Annotated in this window: 23 protein-coding genes; 7 read left to right on the top strand and 16 right to left on the bottom strand. The window is 62.4% G+C overall.

Annotated features, from left to right (window positions below):
• Positions 1–289 precede the first annotated feature (289 nt).
• A complete protein-coding gene (phaR, locus tag BMW89_RS27225; RefSeq protein ID WP_092030779.1) occupies positions 290–892 on the top strand; it encodes a polyhydroxyalkanoate synthesis repressor PhaR in 603 nt (200 codons plus the stop codon).
• Positions 893–1059: 167 nt separating this feature from the next.
• Here phaR and BMW89_RS27220 read toward each other — a convergent pair whose 3' ends face one another.
• Complete coding sequence (locus BMW89_RS27220; RefSeq protein WP_092030777.1) at positions 1060–1947, bottom strand: branched-chain amino acid aminotransferase; 888 nt, start codon at positions 1945–1947, stop codon at positions 1060–1062.
• 119 nt (positions 1948–2066) lie between these two features.
• Here BMW89_RS27220 and BMW89_RS27215 point away from each other — a divergent pair, with 119 nt between their 5' ends.
• Positions 2067–3002 carry an alpha/beta hydrolase gene (locus BMW89_RS27215; protein ID WP_092030775.1) on the top strand — a complete coding sequence of 312 codons (936 nt, stop codon included), beginning with the start codon at positions 2067–2069 and terminating at the stop codon, positions 3000–3002.
• A gap of 9 nt (positions 3003–3011) precedes the next feature.
• Here the strand turns inward: BMW89_RS27215 and BMW89_RS27210 are convergent, their stop codons facing one another.
• The gene (locus BMW89_RS27210) at positions 3012–3260 is read right to left on the bottom strand and encodes a hypothetical protein (RefSeq protein ID WP_092030773.1); all 249 of its coding nucleotides are present in this window, start codon (positions 3258–3260) and stop codon (positions 3012–3014) included.
• A gap of 215 nt (positions 3261–3475) precedes the next feature.
• Between BMW89_RS27210 and BMW89_RS27205 the strand changes: the two genes are divergently transcribed.
• A complete protein-coding gene (locus tag BMW89_RS27205) occupies positions 3476–4348 on the top strand; it encodes a hypothetical protein (protein WP_177196360.1) in 873 nt (290 codons plus the stop codon).
• Positions 4349–4355: 7 nt separating this feature from the next.
• Here the strand turns inward: BMW89_RS27205 and BMW89_RS27200 are convergent, their stop codons facing one another.
• From BMW89_RS27200 to BMW89_RS27190, 3 genes are all read right to left on the bottom strand, one after another.
• A complete protein-coding gene (locus BMW89_RS27200; RefSeq protein WP_092030770.1) occupies positions 4356–4916 on the bottom strand; it encodes a carboxymuconolactone decarboxylase family protein in 561 nt (186 codons plus the stop codon).
• A gap of 126 nt (positions 4917–5042) precedes the next feature.
• Positions 5043–6188 carry a PLP-dependent cysteine synthase family protein gene (locus BMW89_RS27195; RefSeq protein ID WP_092030768.1) on the bottom strand — a complete coding sequence of 382 codons (1146 nt, stop codon included), beginning with the start codon at positions 6186–6188 and terminating at the stop codon, positions 5043–5045.
• A gap of 45 nt (positions 6189–6233) precedes the next feature.
• On the bottom strand, positions 6234–6698 hold the full coding sequence (locus BMW89_RS27190) for an Lrp/AsnC family transcriptional regulator (protein ID WP_092030766.1): 465 nt from the start codon (positions 6696–6698) through the stop codon (positions 6234–6236).
• Between the two features lie 159 nt (positions 6699–6857).
• Here BMW89_RS27190 and BMW89_RS27185 point away from each other — a divergent pair, with 159 nt between their 5' ends.
• The gene (locus tag BMW89_RS27185; RefSeq protein WP_092030763.1) at positions 6858–7874 is read left to right on the top strand and encodes a 1-aminocyclopropane-1-carboxylate deaminase; all 1017 of its coding nucleotides are present in this window, start codon (positions 6858–6860) and stop codon (positions 7872–7874) included.
• A gap of 68 nt (positions 7875–7942) precedes the next feature.
• Here BMW89_RS27185 and recQ read toward each other — a convergent pair whose 3' ends face one another.
• The 4 genes from recQ to BMW89_RS27165 all read right to left on the bottom strand — a co-directional run bounded on the left by recQ (position 7943) and on the right by BMW89_RS27165 (position 13084).
• A complete protein-coding gene (gene recQ, locus BMW89_RS27180) occupies positions 7943–9808 on the bottom strand; it encodes a DNA helicase RecQ (RefSeq protein ID WP_092030760.1) in 1866 nt (621 codons plus the stop codon).
• Positions 9809–9919: 111 nt separating this feature from the next.
• A complete protein-coding gene (locus BMW89_RS27175) occupies positions 9920–10663 on the bottom strand; it encodes a polysaccharide deacetylase family protein (RefSeq protein ID WP_092030757.1) in 744 nt (247 codons plus the stop codon).
• Between the two features lie 105 nt (positions 10664–10768).
• Positions 10769–11770 (bottom strand): homoserine O-succinyltransferase MetA, encoded by a 1002-nt coding sequence (gene metA, locus BMW89_RS27170; RefSeq protein ID WP_092030754.1) that lies wholly within the window; start codon positions 11768–11770, stop codon positions 10769–10771.
• Between the two features lie 12 nt (positions 11771–11782).
• Entirely contained in the window at positions 11783–13084 is a 1302-nt protein-coding gene (locus BMW89_RS27165; protein ID WP_092030751.1) for an O-acetylhomoserine aminocarboxypropyltransferase/cysteine synthase family protein, read from the bottom strand.
• Between the two features lie 822 nt (positions 13085–13906).
• On the opposite strand from BMW89_RS27165, the gene BMW89_RS27160 reads away from it, so the two are divergent.
• Entirely contained in the window at positions 13907–15208 is a 1302-nt protein-coding gene (locus BMW89_RS27160; RefSeq protein ID WP_244547696.1) for a TadE/TadG family type IV pilus assembly protein, read from the top strand.
• A 55-nt stretch (positions 15209–15263) separates the two neighbouring features.
• Here BMW89_RS27160 and BMW89_RS27155 read toward each other — a convergent pair whose 3' ends face one another.
• The gene (locus BMW89_RS27155) at positions 15264–16832 is read right to left on the bottom strand and encodes an amidase family protein (protein ID WP_092030748.1); all 1569 of its coding nucleotides are present in this window, start codon (positions 16830–16832) and stop codon (positions 15264–15266) included.
• Positions 16833–17135: 303 nt separating this feature from the next.
• Here BMW89_RS27155 and BMW89_RS27150 point away from each other — a divergent pair, with 303 nt between their 5' ends.
• Entirely contained in the window at positions 17136–20768 is a 3633-nt protein-coding gene (locus BMW89_RS27150; protein ID WP_092030746.1) for a beta strand repeat-containing protein, read from the top strand.
• 253 nt (positions 20769–21021) lie between these two features.
• Here the strand turns inward: BMW89_RS27150 and BMW89_RS27145 are convergent, their stop codons facing one another.
• The 4 genes from BMW89_RS27145 to BMW89_RS27130 form a co-directional block, all read right to left on the bottom strand.
• A complete protein-coding gene (locus tag BMW89_RS27145; protein ID WP_092030743.1) occupies positions 21022–22014 on the bottom strand; it encodes an amidohydrolase family protein in 993 nt (330 codons plus the stop codon).
• Positions 22015–22102: 88 nt separating this feature from the next.
• Positions 22103–22792, bottom strand: coding sequence for a type 1 glutamine amidotransferase domain-containing protein (locus BMW89_RS27140; protein ID WP_092030740.1), 690 nt, complete (start codon positions 22790–22792; stop codon positions 22103–22105).
• 186 nt (positions 22793–22978) lie between these two features.
• Positions 22979–23278, bottom strand: coding sequence for a YciI family protein (locus tag BMW89_RS27135; protein ID WP_092030737.1), 300 nt, complete (start codon positions 23276–23278; stop codon positions 22979–22981).
• Positions 23279–23322: 44 nt separating this feature from the next.
• Positions 23323–23892 carry a flavodoxin family protein gene (locus BMW89_RS27130; RefSeq protein WP_092030735.1) on the bottom strand — a complete coding sequence of 190 codons (570 nt, stop codon included), beginning with the start codon at positions 23890–23892 and terminating at the stop codon, positions 23323–23325.
• Positions 23893–24107: 215 nt separating this feature from the next.
• Between BMW89_RS27130 and BMW89_RS27125 the strand changes: the two genes are divergently transcribed.
• The gene (locus BMW89_RS27125) at positions 24108–25013 is read left to right on the top strand and encodes a LysR family transcriptional regulator (RefSeq protein WP_092030732.1); all 906 of its coding nucleotides are present in this window, start codon (positions 24108–24110) and stop codon (positions 25011–25013) included.
• 127 nt (positions 25014–25140) lie between these two features.
• On the opposite strand, the gene BMW89_RS27120 is transcribed toward BMW89_RS27125, so the two are convergent.
• Together BMW89_RS27120 and BMW89_RS27115 are read right to left on the bottom strand one after the other, a co-directional pair.
• Positions 25141–25602 (bottom strand): MarR family winged helix-turn-helix transcriptional regulator, encoded by a 462-nt coding sequence (locus tag BMW89_RS27120; protein WP_092030730.1) that lies wholly within the window; start codon positions 25600–25602, stop codon positions 25141–25143.
• 53 nt (positions 25603–25655) lie between these two features.
• The gene (locus BMW89_RS27115; RefSeq protein ID WP_244547695.1) at positions 25656–26477 is read right to left on the bottom strand and encodes an SDR family oxidoreductase; all 822 of its coding nucleotides are present in this window, start codon (positions 26475–26477) and stop codon (positions 25656–25658) included.
• Positions 26478–26482: the final 5 nt, after the last annotated feature.

Raw genomic sequence — 26482 nt, 5'->3', positions numbered from 1 at the left:
TTGAAAGGGGGCAGGCGGGGCTGGGGAAACGGCTCGCCAGTCTCGGATGGCATCCTGTTAACGTCGTTGCGGCATGTCAATCGGCCGGTGGCCGAATCCATGCCGCAGCGCATTCAAAATAGCGTTCTTGGCGATTTCGCAAGCACGTTTTTGCTGTGCAATTAACCGTGGCGCACAAAACGGTAGCGTGAGCCCGTTGAAAATGCTTATTTTGTTGCGTTGCGTACTCTTCCCGCCCTGCGGCATAGCCCGGCAGGTTCCCGTTCTCAGCGTTTGCAAGTGAGAGCCCATGGCGAAATCAGACCAACCCACCACGATCAAGAAATACGCGAACCGCCGGCTCTATAACACCGGAACGAGCACCTACGTGACGCTGGAAGACCTTGCCTCCATGGTCAAGGACGGCGAAGATTTCCTGGTCTACGATGCCAAGTCCGGCGACGACATCACCCGCTCCGTGCTCGCCCAGATCATCTTCGAGCAAGAGAACAAGGCCGGCCAGAACCTGTTGCCGACCACCTTCCTGCGCCAGCTGATCCGCTTCTACGGCGACAGCATGCAGATGGTGGTTCCGAAATATCTGGAGCAGGCGATCGCGTCGCTGACCCAGGAGCAGGAGAAGTTCCGCAAGCAGATCTCCAACTCGCTGTCCGGAACTCCGTTTGCGCCGCTGGAGGAACAGGTCCGCCGCAACATGGAGCTGTTCCAGCAGACCTTCTCGATGTTCAAGCCGTTCGCCCCTGGCGCGGCGGGTCGTCCGGCGACGGCCACACCAGAGCCGGAGCCCGATGCGAGCGCCGCGGCACCGGCGGACAGCAACATCGACGATCTGCGCCAGCAGATGAAGGACATGCAGGAACGCCTCGAGAAGATGTCGAAGAAGGACGAGTAGGTCCTTTCGTTCGGACCGGTGCCCGCCTGCCGCGGGCGCGTCCTCGGCCGTTTTCCCCGACTACATCCACAAGATCGTCATTGCGAGCGCAGCGAAGTCATCCAGAATTTTTCACGGTAGCAGTCTGGATTGCTTCGCTACGCTCGCAATGACGGAGAGTGCGGCGCCTACGCCGCCAGCTTCACCGCATGCGCAAAGTCCCAATAGAGTTTTCGCGCTTTGGTATAGAGCGGGCCCGGCTTCAGCTCGCGCTCGTCGATGCGGACCACCGGCGCGACCTTGGCAAAATTGCCGGTTGAAAAAATCTCGTCGGCGGCGAGGAAATCAGCATAACTCAGCGTCTTCTCAACCACGGTGACGCCGTCGCCGCGAAGCAGGCTGATGACGCGCTGGCGCGTGATGCCGTTGAGGAAGGTACCGTTCGGCACCGGCGTGAAGACCACGCCGTCCCTGGCCATGAACACATTGGAATTGCCGAACTCCGCGACATTGCCGAGCATGTCCAGCATCAGCGCGTTCTGGAAGCCGCGCGAGGCCGCTTCCGCCAGCGCGCGCGAATTGTTCGGATAGAGGCAGGCGGCCTTGGCCTCGACCGGCGCGCATTCGGCGGTCGGCCGGCGGAACGGCGATAGCGTGATCGCGTTGCCGACGGGTTTGGGCATCGGCGCCTCGTAGATGCACAGGCACCAATTGGTGGTTTCAGGGTCGAACAGCACGCCGCCGCCCGCCCCGTTCTGCGCCCAGTACATCGGACGGACATAGAGCTCGGCATTCGCCGCAAAGCGCGCGATGCCCTCGTTTGCGAGCGTGAACCAGGTATCGGCATCGACCACCGGCTTCAGGCCAAAGTTGATCGCGGATTGATTGGCGCGGGCGACGTGACGGTCGAGATCGGGCGCGACACCCTCGAACGCACGCGCGCCGTCGAACACGACCGAGCCGAGCCAGGCCGCATGCGTGCGCGGCCCCATGATCGGCACATTGCCGTCGTGCCATTTGCCCTCGAAGAAGGTCCAGCTCGGCGAATATTCGATCGGTTTTTTGATCTCGGCCATGACCGGGCTCCCCTTGGCGTGACGCCGCAATAGTGCGCCACTATTGGTCGCAATTTCTAAATGATTCCCTGCGGGGAGATGGTGAGCTACCCTCTGCCACTAGGGTAGAAGGAAGCAATATGCCGCTCGATCCGCTCGCAAAGCGTTTGTTGACCATGATGGCCGCAGCTTCGCCGCAGGCACGGAGCCGGCCGAGCGTGGAGGCCCGACGGCAGTCGCTGGCGAAGCTGATGCAGTTTGCGCGCGCCGATGCGCCGGATGTGACCGCATCCGACGCCACGCTGCAAGGCCCCGGCGGAGAGCTTCCCTATCGCCTCTATTCGCCCGCAAGCGCGGGTGAACTCGCGCCGGGCTTCGTGTTCTTTCACGGCGGCGGACTGGTTGCCGGCAGCGTTACCACGCATGACCGCATCGCGGCGGCACTGGCGCATATGACCGGCTGCCGCCTCGTCTCGGTCGACTACCGGCTCGCGCCCGAGCACAAATTTCCCGCCGCCGTGAACGACGCGATCGCGGCCACCGAATGGGTCGCACGCGAAGCGCCCTCCCTCGGAATCGACGCCGAACGTCTCGTGGTCGGTGGCGATTCCGCCGGCGCCACGCTCGCTGCGATCGTGTGCCAGGAGGCGGCGCAGAGCGCCGGCCTCTCGATCGTCGCGCAATGCCTGATCTGCCCGGTGCTGGATTTCGAGGAGACCTCGCCGTCGCGCGAGGAATTCGCCGAGGGACACTTGATCGATCGCGCCACGATCGAAGCCGATCTTGCGGACTATCTGCCCGAGGGCATCGATGCTGCCGATCCCCGCATCTCGCCCCTGCGCGCGACACGGCTTGCGGGCCTGCCGACCGCCATCATCCACACCGCCGAGTTCGACCCAATGCGCGACGAGGGCAATGCCTATGCGCGCAAGCTGCTCGCCGCGGGCGTCGCGGTCGAGCATGTCTGCCATGACGGCATGGTCCACAATTTCCACGCCATGGGCGCGATCCTGCCGCAGGCGCAGCTCGTGCTGTCGCAGATCGGCGAACAGGTGCGGCGGGCGGTGGAGAGGTAAAAGCGCGACTCACACACGCGCGTCGAGCACGGCCCTCGCTGCCACCACATAGTCAGGCCAATGCGCGTCCGCGTAGCGGTCGGCCTGCCGTGCGCAGGTGATGTCGGGCGCATGCGCGGCGGCAATCGTCCGCGCGAAGCGCTCTTCGGCGACCGTCACGTCACCAGGCTCGGGCGACGGTACGCTGGCTGCCACGGCGGTCGGAGCGACAGCGAGGCCCGCCAGACCAGTGAGCAGGACGCGGCGTGACGTGTTCATGGCTGTTGTCCTTCCAATGTCCGGCCTGCACTCTGGCCGGCGAGTGTGTCGGTGCGATCACGGCAGGGTACCCGCGCGCATCCGTGCAGTCCATCGCTTGCGGATAGCGCTTGACCACAACAGCGATCACGTTCCAACTAGCAACGGTTCCGTCATCAAATCGCCACGCGTCGGATTGTCACGTGTCCCATCACAGGCCATCGCATCGCCTAGTTTTGCGCGCCGCCGCGATGGGACTGCTCTGCCTGACGATCTCGGCAAGCATCGCCTTTGCTGCCGACGACGCGGAAGACGCGGCCGCAAAACCTGATGTCCCCAGCATCTATCTTGATCTGCGCACGACCTATGCGACGATCCCCGCGGGCACGCTCGGGCTTGGCTTCGGCAACACGTCGTTGTCGGCCGCTTTCGAAGCCCTGGCGGCACGACGCGGTGCGACGCTGCCGAACGGCCTGCCGGCAGCGAAATCGATCGCCGTCGACCTGCCGCTGACCGTCGACGTCAGCGAGCGCGTCTCGCTCTATGGCGGCGTGTCGGGCTCGACGACGGATATCGGCGGCGGCTGGTCGACCTTCGACATCACCAGCTGGAACATCGGCGTGCAGGCCGACCTCTACCAGCAGAGCGGCGGAAAGATCCCGACGATCACGCTGCAAACGACCTTGACGCAGTCGGTGCCGAACGAGCCGGGCATGACGAACTCGTTCAACAACGTCCTGGAATTCGACTATGCGCTCGACGAGGACGAGACGCGGGGCTGGTTGGCCGGGGTGCAATACACCCACACCGGCATCGCCAGCTCGTTCGCCGTCATCCGGCCGAACACGATTCTCTATGCCGGCGGCTATTACCAATGGCCGAGCAACTGGAAATTCACGGGCCGCCTTGGCATGCAGTCGTTCGGCGGCGCACAGATCGCAGGCCGAACGCTGGCGGAGTCCTTCACCCAGCCGATCCTGCGTTTCGACCTCGACCGCATGGACGACAATGACAACCGCCTGTTCGGCATCACCGCGCAGATCGCGTGGATGCCGAAACCGTCCTACCAGCTGACGCTGCGCACGCCGCTCTACGCCGTGCGGAACTAGGCGCCGGCTAATCCGGCACCGGCACGTCAAAGGTGTTGAGCGTGACCGAGACCATACAGTAGACGCCGACGAGATAGGACAGCTCTGCCGCGCCGTGCTCGCCGAACTCCTTGACCGCCGCCCGATAGGTCAACTCCGGCAGCACGCCGCCGCTCACCAGCGCCGAGGCCATGTCGTAAGCGATCGCTTCCTGTTTGGTGAGATCCACCGGCCGCTGGCCGGCGACGATGGTCGCGAGTTTTTCGTCGGAGAGGCCACGCTGCTCGGCCACCAGCACATGGGCATAGAGTTCGTAGCCGGAACGGAAATGCGAACCGGTGACGAGGATCGCGACCTCGCGCACCGGAGCCGGCAGCAGCGGGTTCGATGCGATCGCCTTGACCAGATCCCACACCGGCCCGCCGAAACGCGGTTCGCGGATCCAGGGATTCCAGGGCCCGAGCAGCGCGCCGTCGTCGCGCATGTTCACAAAGCCCTTGAAGTGATCCTTGATGCCCGCTCGCATGTCGTCATAGAGCGGCTTCTGTTCTGCGGTCAGATCCTTCGGATCGAGAATGGGAAGGCGCACGATGGAATCTCCTCGTTGAGAAGCCGAGACGGTCGCGCGCGCACGCGAATGTGGCAAGTGAAGTTGCCGTGACGACCGTGCCATTTTGCAAATGGCAGGGCACCGCCGCTTTGAGGCCTCAGGGCCTTATATGTTTTGCGGATTAACGACGTCTTCGACCGCGAGCGTCAATGGCTGCCCGGAATCGAGGAACGACGACAGCGCCGCCTCGACCGGCGCCGGATCGAGACCGCGCGCTTTCAGCCATTCGGGCTCGTAATAGGTCTGCCGGTAGCGCTCGCCGGAATCGCAGATCAACGTCACGAGCGACCCTGTTACGTTCGTCTGTCGCATCTCCGAGGCGAGGCAGCACAGCGCCAAGAAATTGGTGCCTGTGGATCCGCCCACGGTGCGGCGCAGCCGGCGCGACAGCACGTTCATCGCCGCGATCGTCGCCGCATCCGGGATTTTCATCATGCGATCGACCACGCCGGGCACGAAAGACGGTTCGCAGCGCGGCCGGCCGACGCCCTCGATCAGCGACGGGCGGTCGCAAACATGGGAGCGGTCCTGCGAGCGGAAGCAGTCGAAGAAGGCGGAATGCTCGACATCGGCGACGCACAGGCGTGTCGGATACTGGCGGTAGCGCAGATAGCGCCCGATGGTGGCCGACGTGCCGCCGGTGCCCGCGCCCATCACGATCCAGTCCGGCAGCGGGTGCGGCTCACCCTGCAATTGGGTGAAGATCGATTCGGCGATGTTGTTGTTGCCGCGCCAGTCGGTGGCTCGCTCGGCAAAGGTGAACTGGTCCATGTAATGGCCATTCAGCCGGGCGGCGAGCGCGGCGGCTTCCGCATACAGCGCGCGGCCGTCATCGATCAGATGGCAGTTGCCGCCATAATGCGCGATCGCGGCGATCTTCTCCGCCGAGGTCGTGCGCGGCATCACGGCGTAGAAGGGCACGCCGATCATCTGCGCGAAATAGGCTTCCGACACCGCGGTCGATCCCGACGAGGCCTCGACGACGGGCGTGCCCTCGCGGATGTGGCCGTTGCAGAGCGCGTAGAGGAACAGCGAGCGTGCCAGGCGATGCTTCAGGCTGCCGGTCGGATGCGTGGACTCGTCCTTGAGATAGATGTCGATGCCTGACAGCGCCGGCACGATCAGCCGGATCAGATGTGTGTCCGCCGTGCGGCACTGGTCGGCCTCGATTGCGGCCACCGCCTCATCCACCCAGCCGCGCCGATAGGCCGGCCCGGCCGGATTGAGATGGCGAAGGGGGAATGTCTGCATCGGATGAATCTCTCATGATGCGCATCGCGCATCAATAGCTGTGGCTCAAAACTCCAGCGGCGCGTTGTCGACGACCTCCTTCATCACGAAGAAGGTGCGGGTCTGGCGGACGCCGGGCAGCGCGATCAGCTGCTCGCCGTGAATGCGGTTGAAATCCTCCATGTCGCCGACGCGGATCTTGAGGAAATAGTCGAAATCGCCGGCGACGAGATGGCAGTCGAGCACGAATTTCAGTTTCGCGATCGCCTGCTCGAAGATGGCAAAGCTCTCCGGCGTCGAGCGGTCGAGCACGACGCCGACCATCACCAGCGTCCCCTTTGCCACCTTCTTGGGGGCGACCATGGCGCGTACAGTGGCGATGAACCCGTCCTCGAACAGGCGTTGGGTGCGGCGATGGCAGGTGGCCGGGCTGATCGCGACCGTTTCGGCCAGCTCCGCATTGCTGAGCCGACCGTTATTTTGCAGCAATCTCAACATCTTAAGATCAGTTCGATCGAGACGGGCAGACATGGAAGAATATTCCGATTGTAGTCGATAAACTGGAAGATACTACAGGTCCAGAAGCTGTTGTTGCAAGATAATGTGCAATATAGGCGCAATATTCGAGAGCACATTTCCGCAGCCGGATGCTAGCGAGATCGCGGATATCAACGCCATCAGGGATGACCCATGAACCTCGATCAATTCGCGCGCTATCCGCTGACCTTCGGCCCGACGCCCATCGAGAAGCTGGAGCGGCTGTCCAAGCATCTCGGCGGCAATGTCGAGATCTACGCCAAGCGCGAGGACTGCAACTCAGGCCTCGCCTATGGCGGCAACAAGCTGCGCAAGCTCGAATACATCATCCCGGATGCGATCGCCTCCAACGCCGACACGCTGGTGTCGATCGGTGGCGTGCAGTCTAACCACACCCGCATGATCGCCGCGGTCGCCGCCAAGATCGGCATGAAGTGCCGCCTGGTGCAGGAAGCCTGGGTGCCGCACGAGGACGCCGTCTATGACCGCGTCGGCAACATCATGCTCTCGCGCATCATGGGCGCCGATGTGCGCCTGGTCGACGACGGTTTCGACATCGGCATCCGCAAGAGCTGGGAGCAGGCGGTCGAGGACGTGAAGGCGGAGGGCGGCAAGCCCTACGCGATTCCGGCCGGCGCCTCCGTACACAAGTTCGGCGGCCTCGGCTATGTCGGCTTCGCCGAGGAAGTGCGCAAGCAGGAAGCCGATCTCGGCTTCAAGTTCGACTACATCATCGTCTGCACCGTCACCGGCTCCACCCATGCCGGCATGCTGGTCGGCTTTGCGGCGGACGGCCGTGCGCGAAAGGTGATCGGCATCGACGCGTCGTTCACGCCGGCGCAGACGAAAGCGCAGGTGCTCTCGATCGCGCAGAATACGGCAAAACTCGTCGAACTCGGCAAGGACATCGTTGCAGACGACGTTGTGCTGATCGAGGACTACGCCTATCCCGCCTATGGCGTGCCGTCGGAAGAGACCAAGGAAGCGATCCGCCTCTCCGCGCGTCTCGAAGCGATGATCACCGACCCCGTCTATGAAGGCAAATCGATGCAAGGCCTGATCGACCTGACTCAGAAGGGCTATTTCGAGAAGGGCGCAAAGATTCTCTACGCCCATCTCGGTGGCGCTCCGGCGCTCAACGGCTACGGCTACGCATTCCGGAACGGCTGAGGCCGCAAACTGTCGTCCCGGGGCGCACGCAGCGCGAGCCCGGGATGACAATCTGATGGATAGGCGCCCTACCGCGTCTTGACGATGTGCAACAGCTCCTCGCCGTAATGCTCGAGCTTCTTGTCGCCGATGCCGGGGACGTTGCGGAGCTCGTCCAGCGTGGTCGGCCAGGCCCGGACGATGCCGTCGATGGTGGCGTCGTGCAGCACCACATAGGCCGGCACGCCGCGCTCGCGCGCGATATCTGAACGCCAGGACCGCAGGCGCGCGCGCAGCTCGGGATCGACATCGCCTTGCGACGCGCTGGCCGCAGGCGCGAGGTCGCCACGGCGCGATTTGACCCGACTGGCGCGGACCCGCGTGGCGGGCGCCTCCTCGCGCAGCCACACCTCGGTCTCACCACGCAGCACGGCCCGCGAGGATTCCATCAGTTTCAGCGCGCCATAGGCCTCGCTGTCGCTCTGCAAGTGCCCCATCGCCACCATTTGCCGCAGTACCGTGCGCCACTGCTTCTCGTTGAGCTCGCGTCCGATGCCGAACACCGACAGCTTGTCGTGGCCGAACTGCGTCACCTTCTCGGTCAGGCGCCCGATCAGCACGTCGATCAGGTGCATCGCGCCAAAGCGCTGCCCGGTGCGGTAGGCGCAGGACAACAGCTTCTGCGCCAGCACCTTGCCGTCGCGCATCTTGGGCGGTGTCAGGCAATTGTCGCAATTGCCGCAGGTCTCGCCGTGCACGCTTTCGCCGAAATAGCCGAGCAGCCGCTTGCGCCGGCACTGCGCGGTTTCGGCGAGCCCGACCAGAGCGTCGAGCTTGCCGATCGAGACGCGCTTGAAATCGTCGGAGCCGTTGGATTCGTCGATCATGCGGCGCTGCTGCACGATGTCGGAGAGGCCATAGGCCATCCAGGCCGCCGACGGCTTGCCGTCGCGGCCGGCGCGGCCCGTCTCCTGGTAGTAGGACTCGATGCTCTTGGGCAGGTCGAGATGCGCGACGAAACGCACGTCCGGCTTGTCGATGCCCATGCCGAAGGCGACGGTCGCGACGATGACGATGCCGTCCTCGTTGAGGAAGCGGTCCTGATTGCGCGAGCGTACGCTGCTGTCGAGGCCGGCGTGATAAGGCAGCGCCGCAATGCCGGCATCGTCGAGCGCGGCAGCGACTTCCTCGACCCGTTTACGCGACAGGCAATAGACCACGCCGGCATCGCCGGCATGCCGTTCCCGAATGAAGTCTTTCAGCTGCGACACAGCGTTGCGCTTGTCGACGATCTCGTAGCGGATGTTAGGCCGGTCGAAGCTCGAGACGAATTGCGGGCTGTCTGCAAGCTGAAGCCGTTCGACGATCTCCTTGCGCGTCAATTCGTCGGCGGTCGCGGTCAGCGCGATGCGCGGGATGTTCGGAAAGCGCTCGGCAATGATGGAGAGGCCGACATATTCGGGCCGGAAGTCGTGGCCCCATTGCGAGACGCAATGCGCCTCGTCGATCGCGAACAGCGCCACCTTGGCCTGCGCCAGCATCGACAGGCAGCGCGGCGTCACCAGGCGCTCGGGCGCGACATAGAGCAGGTCGAGATCGCCCGCGATCAGGCGGCGCTCGATGTCGGAGGCCTCCTGGAACGTCAAGGACGAGTTCAGCGCGGCGGCATTGACGCCGGCTTCGAGCAAGCCGGCGACCTGGTCGCGCATCAGCGCGATCAGCGGCGACACCACGATGCCGCAGCCTTCGCGCAAAAGCGACGGGAGCTGGTAGCACATCGACTTGCCGCCGCCGGTCGGCATCAGCACCAGGCAATTGCCGCCGTCCGTGACGTGCCGGATGATCTCGCCCTGCTCGCCTCGGAACCCCGGCAGGCCGAACACCGAATGCAGCACCGACAGCGCATCGCGGCCGTTGGCCGGCGCAGGCAGCGTGGCGGTGGAGGGAGCATCCATGGGGGTGTCGGGGCGCGGCCGTGGGATTCGTCACAAGGCCAGTCGCATGCTGGCGCGGGCGTTGCAAGTCCATCGTCTCCCTTTCCGTGCTTGCGGGGAGAGGAGAGAAAGCTACGCCCCGATTCGCCGCAACGCTTCCGCGACTGTCACGATCGGCATGTCGCGCTTCCCGGCCGCTTCCAGCGCGTGGCGCATCAGGTGCGGCGTACAGCCATAAGGGCTTGGCGCATCGACGACGTCATGGCTGTAGAAGATCAGCCAGCCGCCGCTCGCGACCGCCTCGTCGAAATAGCCATCGACACCTGCGGCGTCGATCTCGTAATTGACCAGGGGCGAGGCGCGCAGGAACTGGAGGTCGATGACGTCGCGATTGACGCCCGGCAGGATGCCGCGCGCCGAGCGGAAGGCTTTTGTGAGCTGCGGTTTACGCCAGAACGAGGCAATCCCATAGGGATAGGCGAAGTTCTCGAGCTTGATCGAGGAATCGATGCCGCGGAAATGGCTGCGGTTCCGTTCGATCTCGCGGGCCATGGTGGCCTCATCAAGATTGGCCGAGCTGTGGTGCGAGAAGGTGTGGCAGGCAATCTCGTGGCCGGCCCGATGCAGCCGCACGATTGCATCGTTCGACAGGCCGCGCCAGTGATCTCCCGGCTGATTGATCAGGCTGCCGGCGATGTAGTACGTGCCGCGGCCGCCATGTGCTTCGAGCAGCGAGGCGCCCTCACCGGCGGCGCTATCGGGGGCATCGTCGAAGGTGAAGCTCACCATCGGCGCATGCGCGGGCAAGCGGTGCGGCGCGGCACGGAAATGCCGGGCCAACCGATTGCTTACGCGTCCCTGGAGTGCCGACCACACGACCGCATTTCCCGTGATTCCGTATTTCTCTACTGAAACATTCGCGCGCCGGTCGAGGCAAGCTTAACGCTTGGGTAATCCTAACGCGGAACCAATACCCTTCGGCTAGCGGGCAAGGATCGAGGCATCGGCCTCCGTGCCGAGAAATTGCAGCCAGTTACGGAAAAGCGCCGCCGCGGCGCTGCCGGCGGCGATATCAGCGCGCAAAGTCAGCGCGGGCAGGTCGTTGCTGAGCGCCGGATGGCGCTCGTGCCTCGCCCGCTTCTCGAAGCGCGCCAGTCTCTCTTCCGTTGCTGCGTCAAAATAGCCCATCGGCAGGTGCGGGTAATGATCCCGCTCACGCGCGAGGTAGCGGCCGACGTCGCGCAGATATTCACGCTGGAGCGACAGCGCGTCATATTCCGGGTGGCCCTGGAAGAACACGAAGCGGCTGGCATATTGGCGGACGAAGACGTCGACGCCGGCGAGGGCCGAGCGGGTCAGAACCTGATAACCGGCCTGCGCGAGGTCACTTTCGACGATCTCGTTCAGGCGCGAATGCGAGACCTTGAGCGGTGCGGGCGCGGCTTGCGTCAGGGAATCATTCGTCACGGCCGCGCAGTCGAAGATGCCGTGACATTTGGCCGGCAGCCGCCGCCGTTCGATGCCGTCGAGGTGCAGCACCGCCGCATGCGCGGCGAGACATGACCAGATCGTCGAACGTGTGTTGACCTTGGCCCAGTCGATCAGATCGGTGAGGTCGCGCCAGTACGGTTCCTGGTCGAGCTCGGGCGCGACCGGCTCGGCGCCAGTCACGATCAGCCCGTCAAACTTGTGACGCCTGAGCTCGGTGAGCTCCGAATATTCGCTCTCGACATGCCATTTCGCTTCCGGAGAACGCTTCACCGAGGGCAGCGAGAAGCAGTGGAAGCGGATGCGGCGCGGGCCGGCGGCGGCCTGAAGCAGCTTCATGAACTGCCGCTCGGTCGCCTTCAGCGCCGTATCCGGCATGTTGTTGATCAGCCCAATGGTCAGATCCGCGCCGGCCTGACCACGCGCCAGATCGCCCTCGGCCGGCACCAGTGCCGGGCTCGTGATACCTTGATCCCTGTCGATCAAGACCGTCATCGGGGCGACCGCCTACTCCGCCGCCTGGAGGCGCGATGACGGGCAAGCCTTCTCCAGCGCTTGATCGATGTCCTCGATGATATCAGCGGAATGCTCGATGCCGATCGACAGGCGGATCGTCTCAGGCAGCACGCCGGCAGCGCGCTGCTGCTCCGCGGACATCTGGCGGTGCGTGGTCGAGGCCGGATGGCAGGCCAGCGACTTAGCATCGCCGATATTGACGAGCCGCGTGATCAGCTTCAGCGCGTCGTAGAAATTCTTGCCGGCTTCCATGCCGCCCTTGATGCCGAAGGTGAACAGCGACGAGGCATTGCCGTCGAGATATTTTTGGACCAGCGGGTAGTAGGAACTATCGGGGAAGCCGGTGTAGTTGACCCAGGCGACGCGCGAATCCTTGCGCAGGAATTCGGCAACCTTGCGAGCGTTTTCGCAGTGGCGCTCCATGCGCAGCGCTACGGTCTCGATGCCCTGAAGCAGCAGGAAGGCGTTGAACGGCGACAGCACCGAGCCCATGGTGCGCTGATAGATGCTGCGCGCGCGCTCGATGTAGGCGGTTCGGCCGAAGCGCTCGGCATAGACGAGGCCGTGATAGGACGCATCGGGCTTGTTGTAGCCGGGGAAGCGGTCGGCGTGCTTCGCCCACGGGAAATTTCCGGAATCGACGATGGCGCCGCCAAGCGTGGTGCCGTGGCCGCCCAAAAACTTGGTCAGCGAATGCACGGCGATGTCGGCGCCGTAGTCGAACGGCTTGAGCAGGATCGGCGTTGCCACCGTGTTGTCGACGATCAGCGGCACGCCATGCGCATGCGCGATTTTCGCCAGCGCCTCGATGTCGCAGACATTGCCGGCGGGATTGCCGATAGTCTCGGCGAACACGGCGCGGGTGTCCTCGTCGATCAGCTTCGCGATCGCATCAGGCTTGTCGCTCTCGGCGAAGCGGCCGGTGATGCCCTGACGCGGCAGGATATGTGAGAGCAGCGTGTGCGTGGTGCCATAGAGCTGCGGCACGGACACGATGTTGCCGCCGTGATCGGCGACGTTGACGAAGGCGAAATGCAGCGCCGCCTGGCCGGTTGCGACCGCGAGCGCGCCGACACCGCCTTCGAGCTCGGCGATACGCTTCTCCAGCACCGCGCTGGTCGGATTGGCGATGCGGCTGTAACGGTAACCTTCGGCCTCGAGATTGAAGAGCGCCGCGCCGTGATCGGCGCTGTCGAAGGCGTAGGCCGCGGTCTGGTAGATCGGCACCGCAACCGCGTGCGTGGTGGCTTCGGGCTCGTAGCCGGCGTGAATAGCGATCGTCTCGTTGCGCATCGTGCCACCTCCGCGTGGGACGCGGGCCGCACTTATTGGCCTGTATGAGGCATGTGCGTTGTCCGCCGCCCTCGTGTTAGAGGCGGGTGGTAAAGCGGGCAATAATTCGTCTAGAGATCGAGGAAGTAACCCTAACGGTTATTGGTGAATTGGCTAAAATTCGAGTCAAACTGGATTAATGAATTGCTGCGGTGGTGAGGCTTCCTCACTGTCCTCCCTCGTCCCCTGGTGGGAGAAGGCAAGCGAAGCGCGCAGGATGAGCGGTCTTCATCCATCCGACCGGATTTGCCGTCGCGCAGAGAGATGCCTCCTCACCTATCGCGATGAGAGTTTCGATCAGTCGCAAGCTTTACCGCTACCGCACCGGGTCGCCAAAACTCTGCACGCACAAAGTCAACGATGACGCCTGCGGCGAGGTCGCCGTAACGGCGGATGGGGATGCATGGCCGGCACAGCGATCTTGTTCAGGCCGACGGAGCGGCGGATCGTCTCGGAGACCATCCGCTCATCGGTGTGATGCGGGATGATCGCGTGATCGTTCGCAATGCCGCCCTCCACAAGTTGAGCTCCTCCTGCACGACGCGGATTCCGTGCACGTTGAGAGCGCTCATCCGAACGGATCGGGCATCACCGCCCCCCGGAAGACTACGGAGTTTGCCAAACTCGGAATGTGCAGAATTGCCTATTTTTCCCGGGAATTTTCGCGATTTCGCGACATGCTCCGCAACACTACGGATACGCGTGTTCACATCGCGATCAACCCTTACGTAAGTTCCACGGTGCTAGCGTCCACGCATTGTTTTCATTTAGGGATGCGTTTGCTTGACCTTTGCCATCGGGAATGCTCATCGCCTGCTCTCGCGCTTTGTCTCCGACCGAAATGGCAACATCGCCGTCATCTTTGCGCTCGCGCTGTTGCCGCTGCTCTCCTTTGTCGGCGCTGCCGTCGACTACTCCCTCGCCGCACGGGCGAGAGCGAAACTGATAGCTGCGCTCGACACCGCCATGCTGGTCGCCACCGCCAAGAGCGAAATCACCAAGACCGCGTCGGCGGCGCAGAGCGACGCCGTCAACACCTTCACCGGGCAGATGTCGGCGCTCCGCATGACAGCGAGTGCGGTGACTATCAACGTAACGGATAGCGTCACCACCCGCACAGCCACGGGAACGGCGTCGGCGACAGTGACGACCTACTTCATGGGAATTGCGGGCTACAAGACCCTCAACCTTTCGGCCAGCTCGAGCGCTGCGGCCTCGCTGCCGTCCTACATCGACTTCTACGTGCTGCTCGACAATTCGCCATCGCAGGGGATTGGCGCGACAACCGCCGACATGACTGCGCTGCAGAATGCCACGTCAGACAGCTGCGCCTTCGCCTGCCACGACACCTACACATCAAGCACGAAAAAGACGCTGCAGACGAACAGCTATTACGCGCTCGCGAAGACGCTCGGCATCAAGATGCGGATCGACCTCGTACGCGATGCGACACAGTCGTTGACCGACACCGCGACCGCGAGCCAGCTTGTCAGCAACCAATACCGGATGGCGGTCTACAGCATGGGGAGCGATTGCGCCTCGGTCGCCCTGACCACGATCTCGCCGCTGACCTCGAGCCTCTCGTCGGTGAAGACAGCGGTTTCCGCCGTCGACCTGATGACAATTCCCTATAACAACTACAACAACGACATGTGCACGGATTTCGACGGCATCCTGTCGTCGATGAACACCACGATTCCGACGCCCGGCGACGGCTCCTCGTCCTCGCCGCAGAAATGGCTGTTCTTCGTTTCGGACGGCGTCGCCGACTATTACTATCCCTCGACCTGTAGCAAGACCACCGTTTCCGGTGGCCGATGCCAGGAGCCGTTGACGACGGCGATCTGCGACACCATCAAGGCACGCGGAGTCAAGATCGCAGTGCTCTACACCAGCTATCTCGCGATCACCAACAACAGCTGGTACACCACCTATATTGCACCGTGGCGCAGCTCGATCGGGACCAAGATGCAATCCTGCGCGACGTCGGGCTATTATTACGAGGTCTCGAGCGATGCCAACATCACCGACGCGCTGAACTCTTTGTTCCAGAAGGCGATTGCCGCCGCGCATTTGACGAACTGATCGGCTTCGCCGTTGCGGGCTTCGCGCATGATGCACGAAGCCCTTGCGCGCAGATTCAGGCCATCGTTTCCCAGAGACGATGGGTAAGCACGCCGGCGCGCTTCTCGATCGCCGCTGCGGCATCGAGCGCAAGGTCCTCGCGATAGCGGCCGGCAATGAGCTGCACGCCGATCGGCTTGCCGTCATGCACGGCCACCGGCACCACCGCGCCCGGCAGTCCCAGCACGTTGATCGCGGAGATGAAGCGGATCTCGCCCCAGAATATCTCCTTCACCCGCTCGGCGCTGACGGTGTCGTCACGCGGCCCCGGTGTCGGTTTCACCGTGGTCGGCGCCAGCACAACCGGATATTCCTCAAAGAACATTTGCCAGGCGCGGATATGGCCGTTCCGCGCGGCGGTCGCCTGCATCCAGGCCTTGAGATCGAGCACATTGGCCTTGGTCTTCATGCCGCCCCAGGCCTTGTGGAAGTCCTCGGACGTCACCTTCAACATGCCGGCTTCCTGCATCACCACGGTCTCGTTGGTGATGATGTCGCACCAGCTCTGCCAGACGCCGTTGATGTCGGGGACCTCGACCTCGGTCACGCGATAGCCGGACCGCTCGAGGTGATCGGCGGCCTGACGCAGCGCCGCCGCGACGTGCGGATCAACGTCCATATCGTCTGGGATCTTTGCGAGCGCAACCTTGATCGGCCCCTTCGGCTTCGGCCCGAGCAGCGGCGCCGGCACCCACCAGGGATCGCGCGGATCGCGCTGGCTCATGACCTCCAGCGCCAGACGAACGTCGGCGACGTGGCGGGCGAGCGGCCCCTGCGCCGACATCAGATGCGCCAGCATCGGACGCTCGGCCACAGCGCTTCCGTTGAAAGCGGGAATGCGGCCCTGCGTCGGCTTGATGGTGGCAACGCCGTTGCAATGCGCCGGCCAGCGCAGCGAGCCGCCGATGTCGTTGCCATGGGCGATGGCGCCGATGCCGGCCGCCACGGCCGAACCCGCGCCGCCGGAGGACCCGCCGCAGGTGATATTGGGATCCCAGGGATTGAGCGTCAGCCCGTGCAGGGGATTGTCGGTGAAGCCGCGGAAGGAGAATTCCGGCGTGTTGGTGAGGCCGATGACGATCGCGCCGGCTTTCTTGAGATTCCGCACCACCGGTGAATCCGACGGCGCGACAAAATCCTTGTTGGCGGGAACGCCGTTGAAGTTCGGACGGCCCTCGTAGTCGACGTTCTCCTTGATGGTGATGGGCACGCCATGCAGGAGGCCGAGCTCACTGCCTTTGGCGCGTTGCTTGTCGGCCCCATGTGCGGCCTTCAGCGCTTCCTCGCTGAGATCGACAACGACCGCATTCAGTCTGGGATTGACGGCGCGCATCCGGTCCAGATGCGCCTCGACGGTCTCGACCGCGGAGATTGCGCCATTGCGGATCGCGGCCGCGGTGTCGACCGCAGACCATTGCCAGACCGGACCCTTCGGGCGACGTGCCGTGGCCGACTTACGCGGCGCGGCTTTCTTGACCGTCTTCTTCGCAGTTTTCGCAACGGCACCTTTGCGGGCGGTGCTCGTCTTGGCCTTCGCTACTTTCTTCAAAATGCTTTTTTTCTTGCTCGCCGTCTTCTTCGCCACGTCGCATCTCCTGCAATTGTGCCGCGGAGGTTATGGAGGTCACGCCAGCGTGTACAGGTGCGTTTCTGCATGGCCTGTCGCCGCGACGCCCTGTCACGTCCAATGTTAGTGAACCTTTGGCCTCCCCGTCTTGACCCGCAGGAGTGGTTGAGCGATGCGACCGGGAAACTCGCAGCTGTCGCATATGTGGTATTTTCTTCGGCTGCTTGACAGACATTTTCATCTACCGCACTCTGAAGTTGAAAAGCCGTCACACGATTTTGCTTAGTTTGATTTTCCAAACGCTGATCGTGGAGCATTCATATGACGGCTATTTCTCCCGCCAGTGGAGTTACCCTCCACGATGGCGACACGATGGATGTCAGCGGTGGCGCGTCCGTTGACAGCACGACGATCCTGACTGGCGGCTCGCAGACGGTCGGCGGATCTTTCACAACAAGCACGGCAACCCACACTGTCATCGATGGCGGGGAACAGGACGTCATCCTGGATGGCGCCGCCAGCTATACGACCATCAACGCGGGCGGCGTCCAGCGCGTCACTGGCGAATATGTCCATGAAGGCCCGACCCCCGGCACAGTTGATCACACCACGATCAATAGCGGCGGCGAGCAGGATATCGACACGGGCATCGCAACGGCGACGACTGTCAATTCCGGCGGCGTCCAGAATGTGACGAATGGCGGCAGCGCCAGCGGCACGATCATCAATGCCGGCGGCGCCCTCAAAGTCTCGGGTGAAACGGTAGAAACGGCGCCCGTGTATCCGGAGCCGGTCATCCGAAGCGTAGCGACCGCTGCAATCATCAACTACCAGGGCGAATTCGACGTCACCGCCGGCGGGACTGCAATGAACGCCACCGTCAATGGCGGCGTCATGACCGTCTCGGGATCGATACCGGATCCATTCGCCAACATCCCCGGACAGCCGGCCGTCGACGCCAGCATGGCTACCGGCACTACCGTTGAAGATTTTGGAACCTTAACGGTATCGAGCGGAGCGTTGGTATCCGGCACGATACTCCAAAACGGCGGCACGCTGGATGTGGGTGCAGGTGGCACAGCCACCGGCACGACAATCAATGGTGCAACGATGAAACTGTCCGCCGGCGCGACAGCGACCAACACGACCGTTGATCATTATGGCGTTTTCATTGTGCTCGGTAACGCCAGTTTTTCGGGGACCGTCTTCAACGCCGGCGCTGTTTTCGAAATCGGCGACGGCACGATTGAAACCGGGTTCACTGTCGCGAACGGTGTGACGCTGGACGTTCTGGACGGCGGCGTCCTCAATAACAGTATTGTTTCCGCAGGCGGAACGCTCCTTGTCGAAGTTGGCGCGACGCTATCCAACATAACCTTCCAGAGTGGCGCAACGTTCGTTGCCGGCTATGGCTACACCGAAAACGGTTTCACCGTATCGAACGGCATCGTGTTCAAGGTGTACGGCACAGCCACGAACACGACAATATCGGCGGGTGGCCAGCAAATCGTAGGTCTCGCCGACTTGGGCGGCACCGCCAGCAACACAATTATCAATGGCGGCGAACAGGACGTCGGGCTCGCCTCCACCGCGAGCTACACCACGATCAACATGGGCGGCCTTCAGCACGTCACCGGCGTCTATATGCACGATGAGCCGGGTCCGGGGCGGGCCGATCACACCACCGTCAACAATGGCGGCGAGCAGGACGTCGATACCGGCATCGCGACGTCAACCACCATCAATGCCGGCGGTGTCCAGAATCTCACCAATGGAGGCTTTGCCAGCGGCACCATCGTCAAGTCGGGCGGTGTCATCAATGCTTCGGGAGAGACTATCTATTATTCTCCCGGTGGCCAATACGGCACCGTCATCAGAAGCGAATTCGATTCAGCTGTTGTCGGCAGCGGCGGCCAATTGCACCTGTTCGGAGCGGGGATCGCCAAGAACGCCACCATCAATGGAGGTGTGATGACGGTTTCGGGATCGATACCGGATCCCATAACCAATGACCCAGGCGCACCGGCGGTCGACGCCAGCGCGGCGAGCGGAACAATCCTCAATTCAGGAAGCCTCTCCGTCTCGGACGGCGGCGTCATCACCTCCACAGCTCTGAACGGCGGCACGCTTGACGTGCTCAATCAGGGTACCGCGAACGCTTCGACAATTCATCTTGGCGCTACGGAGCTGGCCGAGGCGGGGGGTGTTGTCGGCGCGACCACGATCGCCGGCGGCACGCTCGATCTCAAGGCGGGCGCGATTTCCGACGACGCGATCACCTTCTCCGGCCAGGGCACACTCAAGATCGAGCAGAAGCTGGTTTCGGGCGCGTCGACCTTTGCAAGCCAGATCAAAGGCATTGCGCTCGGTGACCAGATCGATCTTTCCGGGCTGTCCTATGCAAGCGGCGCAACGGCGACGGTATCTGGCTCGAAGCTCACCGTCAGCAACGGCGCCGCCAGTGAGACCTTCATACTGGCGGATACCTCGGTCACGCGTTTCGACATCGGGAAAGACAGCTCCGGCGGCATTCTGCTGACGGCCGCAGCCCTGCCGACCATCGCTGGAGCCGTATCGGGCCAAACCACCAGCAACGAAGCTGCAATCAATCCATTCGCGACCGTCACGATCACAGATCCCAACACAGCAGCAATGGATAGCCTGATCATCACGCTCGCCGGCGCGGCCGGCATCCTGTCCGGGACAGGATTGATCTCGCTTGGAAACGGAACCTACGAACTGGCAGCGACCAGCGCCGCCAACCTGACCGCCGAGCTGCACGCCCTCACCTTTGTGGCCTCGCCGCACGGAGACGGCAGCGCAACGACCAATTTCACTCTGAGCGACACGAGCAGCGCCGGCTTGACCGTCAGCGACGCCAGCACTTCGGTCATCGACACGCATCAAACCGCTAGCACGACGATCAACGGCCCGGCCTCCGGTTATGCAACCATTCAGGGCACAACGGGCAACGACACCATCCACGCCTATGGCATGTTCAATACGATCCACGGCAATGGCGGGAGCGACACGATCTACGCCGGACTATACGGCACAGTTGACGTGTCGAGCGGCGACAGCACCGTTTATCTACAGGGGATCGTCAACCACGTCACCGGTGGCGACGGAAACATCACGGTGACGGGATCGACAGGCGCCACCACCATTGCGCTCGGCAATGGCAACGACACCATTGACGCCGGCGGATATGGGAACGTCATCACGCTGGGCGACGGCAACGATCTTGTCCATCCCGGTGACGGCGCGAGCCAAATAACGGCTGGCAACGGCAACGACAAAGTGACGCTCTCCGGATATGGCAACACAGTCACGCTAGGGAATGGGAACGATGTCGTCACGGGCGGAGATGGCACCAATAATGTCACGCTCGGCAACGGCGACAACACCGTGAATCTCGGCGGGACGGGAAACCAGATCACCGTCGGCTCGGGAACAAACACGATCATGGCCGGCAGCGGATCGGACAACATCGTTGCTGGCGCCGGTCACGACACCATCACACTCGGCGGAGTTGCCAATCACGTTGTGCTCAACGGGTCCCAGGCAAATGTGACAAACCAGATTGGCCAAGACGTCATTACGGTCAATGGCGGATCAGACCAGTTTAACTTTGTCGGGTTCGGCAATCAGGCGATCATCAATGGCCCGGCCCACGTCAACATCAGCGATCATGGTATGGGTCTGACCGTCTCGATCAACTCCAGCAGCCAGATCGATACGATCACCGGATTTGGAAGTGACACGCTCGGCGTCGTTGATCTTGCGAACGGCGCAGGTAATTACCACTCCGTCGCCGAGATCATGGGCGCGCTAAAAAGCGATGGACACGGCGGGACCCTGCTTGCGCTTGGGAGCGGTGCTAACGCGGGGTCCATCGACTTCGTCGATACCGCGATCAGCCAATTGCACGCATCGAACTTTATGATCGTGTAAAACTCAACTCTGGCCGACCGGGCCCGCCGCCCGGCCTTCTCGCGGAGTCCGGCAGATGTGCATTGCGCAACATGATGGGGTCGGCGCTCGAAAAGGTCAGTTGCACAACGCCATCGATTGATAGGTTCAAATCGGCGATGCGCAACGCCCGATTCTTGCGATTGGTCGAACAGGCAATCCCTGAGCTCGCCGCCTAAGCAGCTCTCGACGTTAAGCGGGATGCGGGCCATCGCCGTCTTAGCCAAACAGACCATCATTCAGCAGCCGAGTTGCTCGCGTCCGCGGTCAAACGTTCCCAGTTTTTGTAAGCAAATTTCGCCTTGTCGGAATTGTCGAGCGGCAAGCCTTCCAGGAAATGGCGTGCGTCACTGCCGGGGCGATACTGGTACGGAAAATCTGTCGAGAACAGGATGCGATCGGGGCCCACTGCCTCGATCGCACGCTGCAAATAGGCCGGGCTGAACATCCCGCTTGCGGTCAGATAGAGATTGTCGCGCACATAGTCGACGAAGGGCCGCTTCAACCCGGACACCCGATCGAGCATGGCGAGCCGCTCGAGATAGAAGATCACCAGTTCGCCCCAGTGACCGAGGATCACCTGGAGGTTCGGATGGCGGTCGAAGACGCCAGCCAACACGATGCGGACAAACTGGATACCGGCCTCGTAATGCCATCCCAGGCCGAAGGTGGACAAAGCGAGATCGATCGGTGCGCCGAGGTCGGCATAATAGGCGTCGCGAACGCTCTGCTGCGGAATCTGCGGATGAATCAGCAGCGGGACGCCGAGTTCGGCCGCGCAAGCGAACGTGGGCTCGAAGATCGCATCGTCGAGATTCTTTCCACCGACGCGGCCGTAGAGAATGGCGCCCTTGCACCCGAGTTCCGTGATACCGCGACGAAGCTCCCGTGCGGCGGCGTCAGCGTCTGCCGACGGCAGCACCGCCAACGCCTGGAAACGAGACGGATTGGTCGCCACGGTCTCGGCCAGCAGATCGTTGACGCGACGGGCCAGATCGACGCTGTGATGCCCCAGATTATTGAGGCCCGGCGTCGTCAGCGACAGAACCTGCATATCAACGCCGGTTTCGTTCATCAGCGCCAGTCGCTGATCGCCAAGATCGGCCAGACGTTCGCCGATGACCCCGGGATTGAGATCGAGTGTTCCGTCGTCGGCGCCTGGAATGCTGCGCCAAGCCTGCGCGACCTCGAGGGGGAGGACGTGTTCCTCGATTGCGACGATCTTCATCTCTGGATTCCTCCGGTCTGAGAGTGCTTAAGCATCCGAAATTGCGCTGTCATCTGCACCGCCAGATGACGCGCCTGGAAGCCGTCCTTCAGGCCTTCGCAGTGAGTTGATCGACAACGGCTTCGCCGACCCCGTGGGCCGAGGCCGGGTTCTGACCGGTAATCAGACGGCCATCGACCACCACCTTCTCCGTCCAGTTGGGGGCCGGCTGGTGCTGGGCGCCATGCTCCTCAAGCGCGGTCGCCAGCAGGAAGGGCACGACGTTGGTGTACTTCACTTCGGCTTCCTCATCGTTGGTAAAGGAGGCGAGCTTCTTGCCCGCGATGAGATAGCTGCCGTCGGAAAGCTTCGCGTTCACCAGCGCCGCCGGACCGTGGCAGACCGCCGAGACGATGCCGCCCGCTTCCCAGATCTCGCGGATCACGCGTTGCACAGCTCCGGTGTTGGCGAAGTCCCACATCGTGCCATGGCCGCCGGCGAAGAAGACCGCCGAATAGCGGGAAGGCTCGACATCCGCGAGGATCTTGGAATCGGCGAGTTCGGCGCGGAATTTCTTGTCCTTCCAGAATTTGTCGTTGACTGGATCGGACAGGTCGAAGAAGTCGATCGGCGGATGACCGCCGCGGATGGACGCGATCTCGGTCGGAATGCCGGCCCTCTGGAAGACATCGAGCGGATGGGTCAGTTCGACCATCGCAAAGCCCGTCGGCTCACCGGTGTCGCCGCGGATCGGATGGCTGGTGACCACGCAAAGGATCGGTTTGATATTATCTGCCACGGTCTTCTCCTTGTGATTTGAGCGAGCGCATATCGATCTGTTCGAGCGGACCAGTTGCCGATTGAGTCGCGAAGCTCATGACATTCATGACGAGAACTCGTGTCGGCCTGGCGCCGTTGGGCTGCTTGTTGGACCCGACCGCGCGCCGCGGGAGCGCGCTCGGGAGCCGCAATGCGAGCCTCGTTCTCAGGCGTTTCCAGGGGCGAACAGCGTTTCCCAGTTGGTGAAGGGACCGAGCGGGATCACGTCCCAACCGATCAGTCCGGCCTTGGCGAGGGGAAACTCGGCGAGCGCCTTCTTGGCGGCCTCCACGGATTCGGCTTCCGCGATGATGGCGACGCCAGGACGGTCCTGTCGGAAATAGATGTCGCGGATGATGCCGCCCTTGTACATTTGCCAGGCGTGGCGGGCTTCGTCCTGCATATGCGGCTGGTACTTTTCCAGGCTGGCGCCGGGCTGTGGAACGTCGAGGCAAAGCAGTTTCATGTTCGGGCTCCTTGGGTGCAGGTCTTGGGTGCAGGTGAAGCGGATTACGCGGGCTGGAATCGGCGGACGGTCTGCGCCACGCGCCGACCGAGATATTGCGCGGTGCGCAGGTCACTGTCGGGCGGCGCGACTTCCGCGGCCTGGTCCATGTTCGACTGGGTCATGACTCCCAGCCAGCTTCCCAGCCGGTTGAGGTCGTTGGAACTCCCAGCGCTGTTGCTGTTGCCGGGCATCAAGTCGAGACCAACCCAGATCATGCCGTGTTGGGCTGCAAACAGCGCCATCGACACAAGGGAGTTCAGCTTATCCCCGTGCTGGGCTCCGGAATTGGTGAAGCCGGCGGCGATCTTGTTGCGCCACTTCTGCTCCGACCAGGCTGCCTTGGTGGAGTCCTCGAAGAACTGCTTGAACTTGGCGCTAATCAGCCCGTTGTAGGTCGGCGACCCGAAGACGATGCCGTCACTCTGCTCCAGCGTTTTCCAGTCCATCTGTCGGTCTGTGGCGGCGATGAGTTTCGCCTGGACCCCTTCGACTTCCCGGACGCCCTCCGCAACTGCTTCGGCAACACGCGCGGTGTGGCCATGGCCGCTGTCGTATACGATCGAAATCAACAACGTGCCGCCCTTCCATGAACGATGTCGCGCGCGATGGGAGGACGACGCCTGCCCAATGTCTCGATGACATTTCAGGCCGGGATCGCCTCGAAAACTCGTTTGCGCGACCGCGTTCATATCGTAGAATGCAGATTATCATTGGCGATCGTTGTTCCCCCGTTTGGTTCCTGGGGCTCTACAATCGCCAGATCTGTCTTCTGGAGGGAGCCGCGGGGTTGCGCGACAGGTTCGATGGCGTCCAGGTCTTCGTCGAGGCCGTTGAGTCAGGTGGGTTCGCGAGGGCGGCCGATCGACTATCGTTGACGCGATCTGCGGTCGGCAAAGCGATCGCACGTCTGGAAGAGCGACTTGGCGTCCGGCTGTTTCACCGCACCACGCGCACGCAGAGCCTGACGGAAGATGGTCAGCAATATTACGAGCGATGCGTGCGTGCCATCGAGGAACTGCGCGCGGGCGAGTCTCTGCTGGAATCCGGCCGGCGCGAGGTTGTCGGCAGACTGCGCGTATCCTTGCCTGTCTTGTTCGGCCGTTACTGCGCGGCGCCCATCCTGCGCGCCTATGCGCGTCGACATCCCAAGCTCGAACTCGAACTCAACTTCAACGACCGCCAAATCGATCTGATTGCCGACGGCTTCGACCTGGCGGTGCGGAACGGCTCACTTGGCAACGGCACGTCACTCCACGCCCGACGGCTCGTCAGCCAACGCAAGGTGCTCTGCGCTTCTCCTGCCTATCTCTCCACAAGAGGCGAGCCTCGCTGCCTTGCGGATTTGTCGGAACACGACCTGCTTGTCTACTGGCGCAACGATCATGGTCTGGCATGGCAGCTTCCCGACACGAACGGCGCTCTCATCGACGTATCGGTCACATCCCGGCTGCGCTTCGACGATCTCGAGGTGATTGCCGATGCCGCAGTGGACGGAATGGGGCTTGCCTGGCTTCCCCACTGGCTGATCCGTGACCGCATGCGTCAGGGCAAACTCGTCGAGCTTTGGGGCGATCGCCCGAGCGCCACGATGGAATGCTACGCCGTTTGGCCGACCAACCGATATTTGCCGCTTCGGTCACGACTGGCGATCGACGCGCTCGCCGCCGAACTACCGAAATGCTTGGATACCTGACATCCGCACCAAGATTGGGAGCTCGGCAGTCGTTCGACGGTGAAGGCTTTGGTGTGACCCGAGCGTTGTCATGCCACGAAGGCGATCGTCCTTACCCATTTTCGCTCGCCTACTTTGACTCTGTCCTTCATTCCTCATCAGCGCCATTGCCGCTCTTGACGAGCTCCCCGAGGCGGCGGATGCACTGCATCGCCACTTTCACGTCCTCGACGCCAAAGGTCGCACCAAGCTCATTGGACCAAACACGCTGACGACGCGCCACTTCATCATAGGTCTGCCGGCCTTTTTCTGTGAACATCAGAAGTTTTGCCCGCTTGTGATCGGGATTATTGACGTATCTTACGAGATCCTCATCGAGCAATGATTGCACGACCCAAAGCACACCTTGTCGGCTGAGTTCGTATTGACGAGCTATCTGGGCGACCGTCTTGGGGGCATCTTTGATCGCGCCGAGCACCTGCCAACGCGTGCCGTTCAGGCCCAGGTCGCTCAGAAGCGCGTCGCCCGCCCGCATGATTCGACCGTTGGTGAGAAAGATCGACAGGATGAGTTCGGTTATGGCGGCGCCTTCGCGCGTGTGCTTCGGCATACTTTGGTGGGCCTCATAAAGTGGGATGATCGACAGTTTATCGGCTCGCTTTGTCAGCGACTATTCATTCGCTCAAACAAGGCCTCACCCTCCCGCCGCGTATTCACTGACATGCCGACCAGAACTTCGTTCTGGTCGTTCTCCAACTGAGTGAGCGCTTCCTTCGCGAAATCCCCGGGGGACATCATGTAACGATTGGTCACGCCTTCGCTTCGGACGCTCCCACCGAGACCAGTGTCCACAATCGGAGGAACAATCTCAATGACCCTGACCCCTGTGGTCTTGAGTTGGTGGCGCAGGCTGAGCGTGAACGAGTGAACGGCCGCCTTGGTGGCGCAATAGACAGGAACATCCGCCATCGGCGCGAACGCAAGCCCGGAACTGACGTTGACAATAGCAGCGTTTGACTGCGGCTTCAGTAACGGCAAGAGTTCGGAGATCAGACAAATGGGAGCCGTAAAATTGACCGCCACTTCCTCATCGATCTTGGCGAGCGCTCCCTCGTGATTGAAGTTGCGGTGACATTGAACGCCGGCATTGTTGATGAGGATGTTGAGTTTCGCATGCTCTGTGTTCAGCCAATCCACCATAGACTGGCGGCTCTCAGCGTCGGTGATGTCGCAGAGCCGAGTAACCAGCCCCGGCACCTGAGCCTGCGCCTTCTTCAGGGCTTCGCCGTTTCTTCCACAGATGATGACGCTGTTACCCAGTTGTGCCAGGAGTCGGGCCAGGGCGAAACCGATACCGGTTGCGCCGCCGGTGATGAGGATGGTGTTTCCTGTCAGATTCATAGCCGATCGTCCCGTCTTGATGATGAATGAGAAGAGATATCCGGCAAGGCGTTCGCCATCAGAGCCGCAGAATTCGTTCGGCATTGCCT

The organism is Bradyrhizobium sp. OK095 (assembly GCF_900109945.1).
GTDB lineage: Bacteria > Pseudomonadota > Alphaproteobacteria > Rhizobiales > Xanthobacteraceae > Bradyrhizobium.
This window is presented reverse-complemented; position numbering and strand designations above follow the sequence as displayed.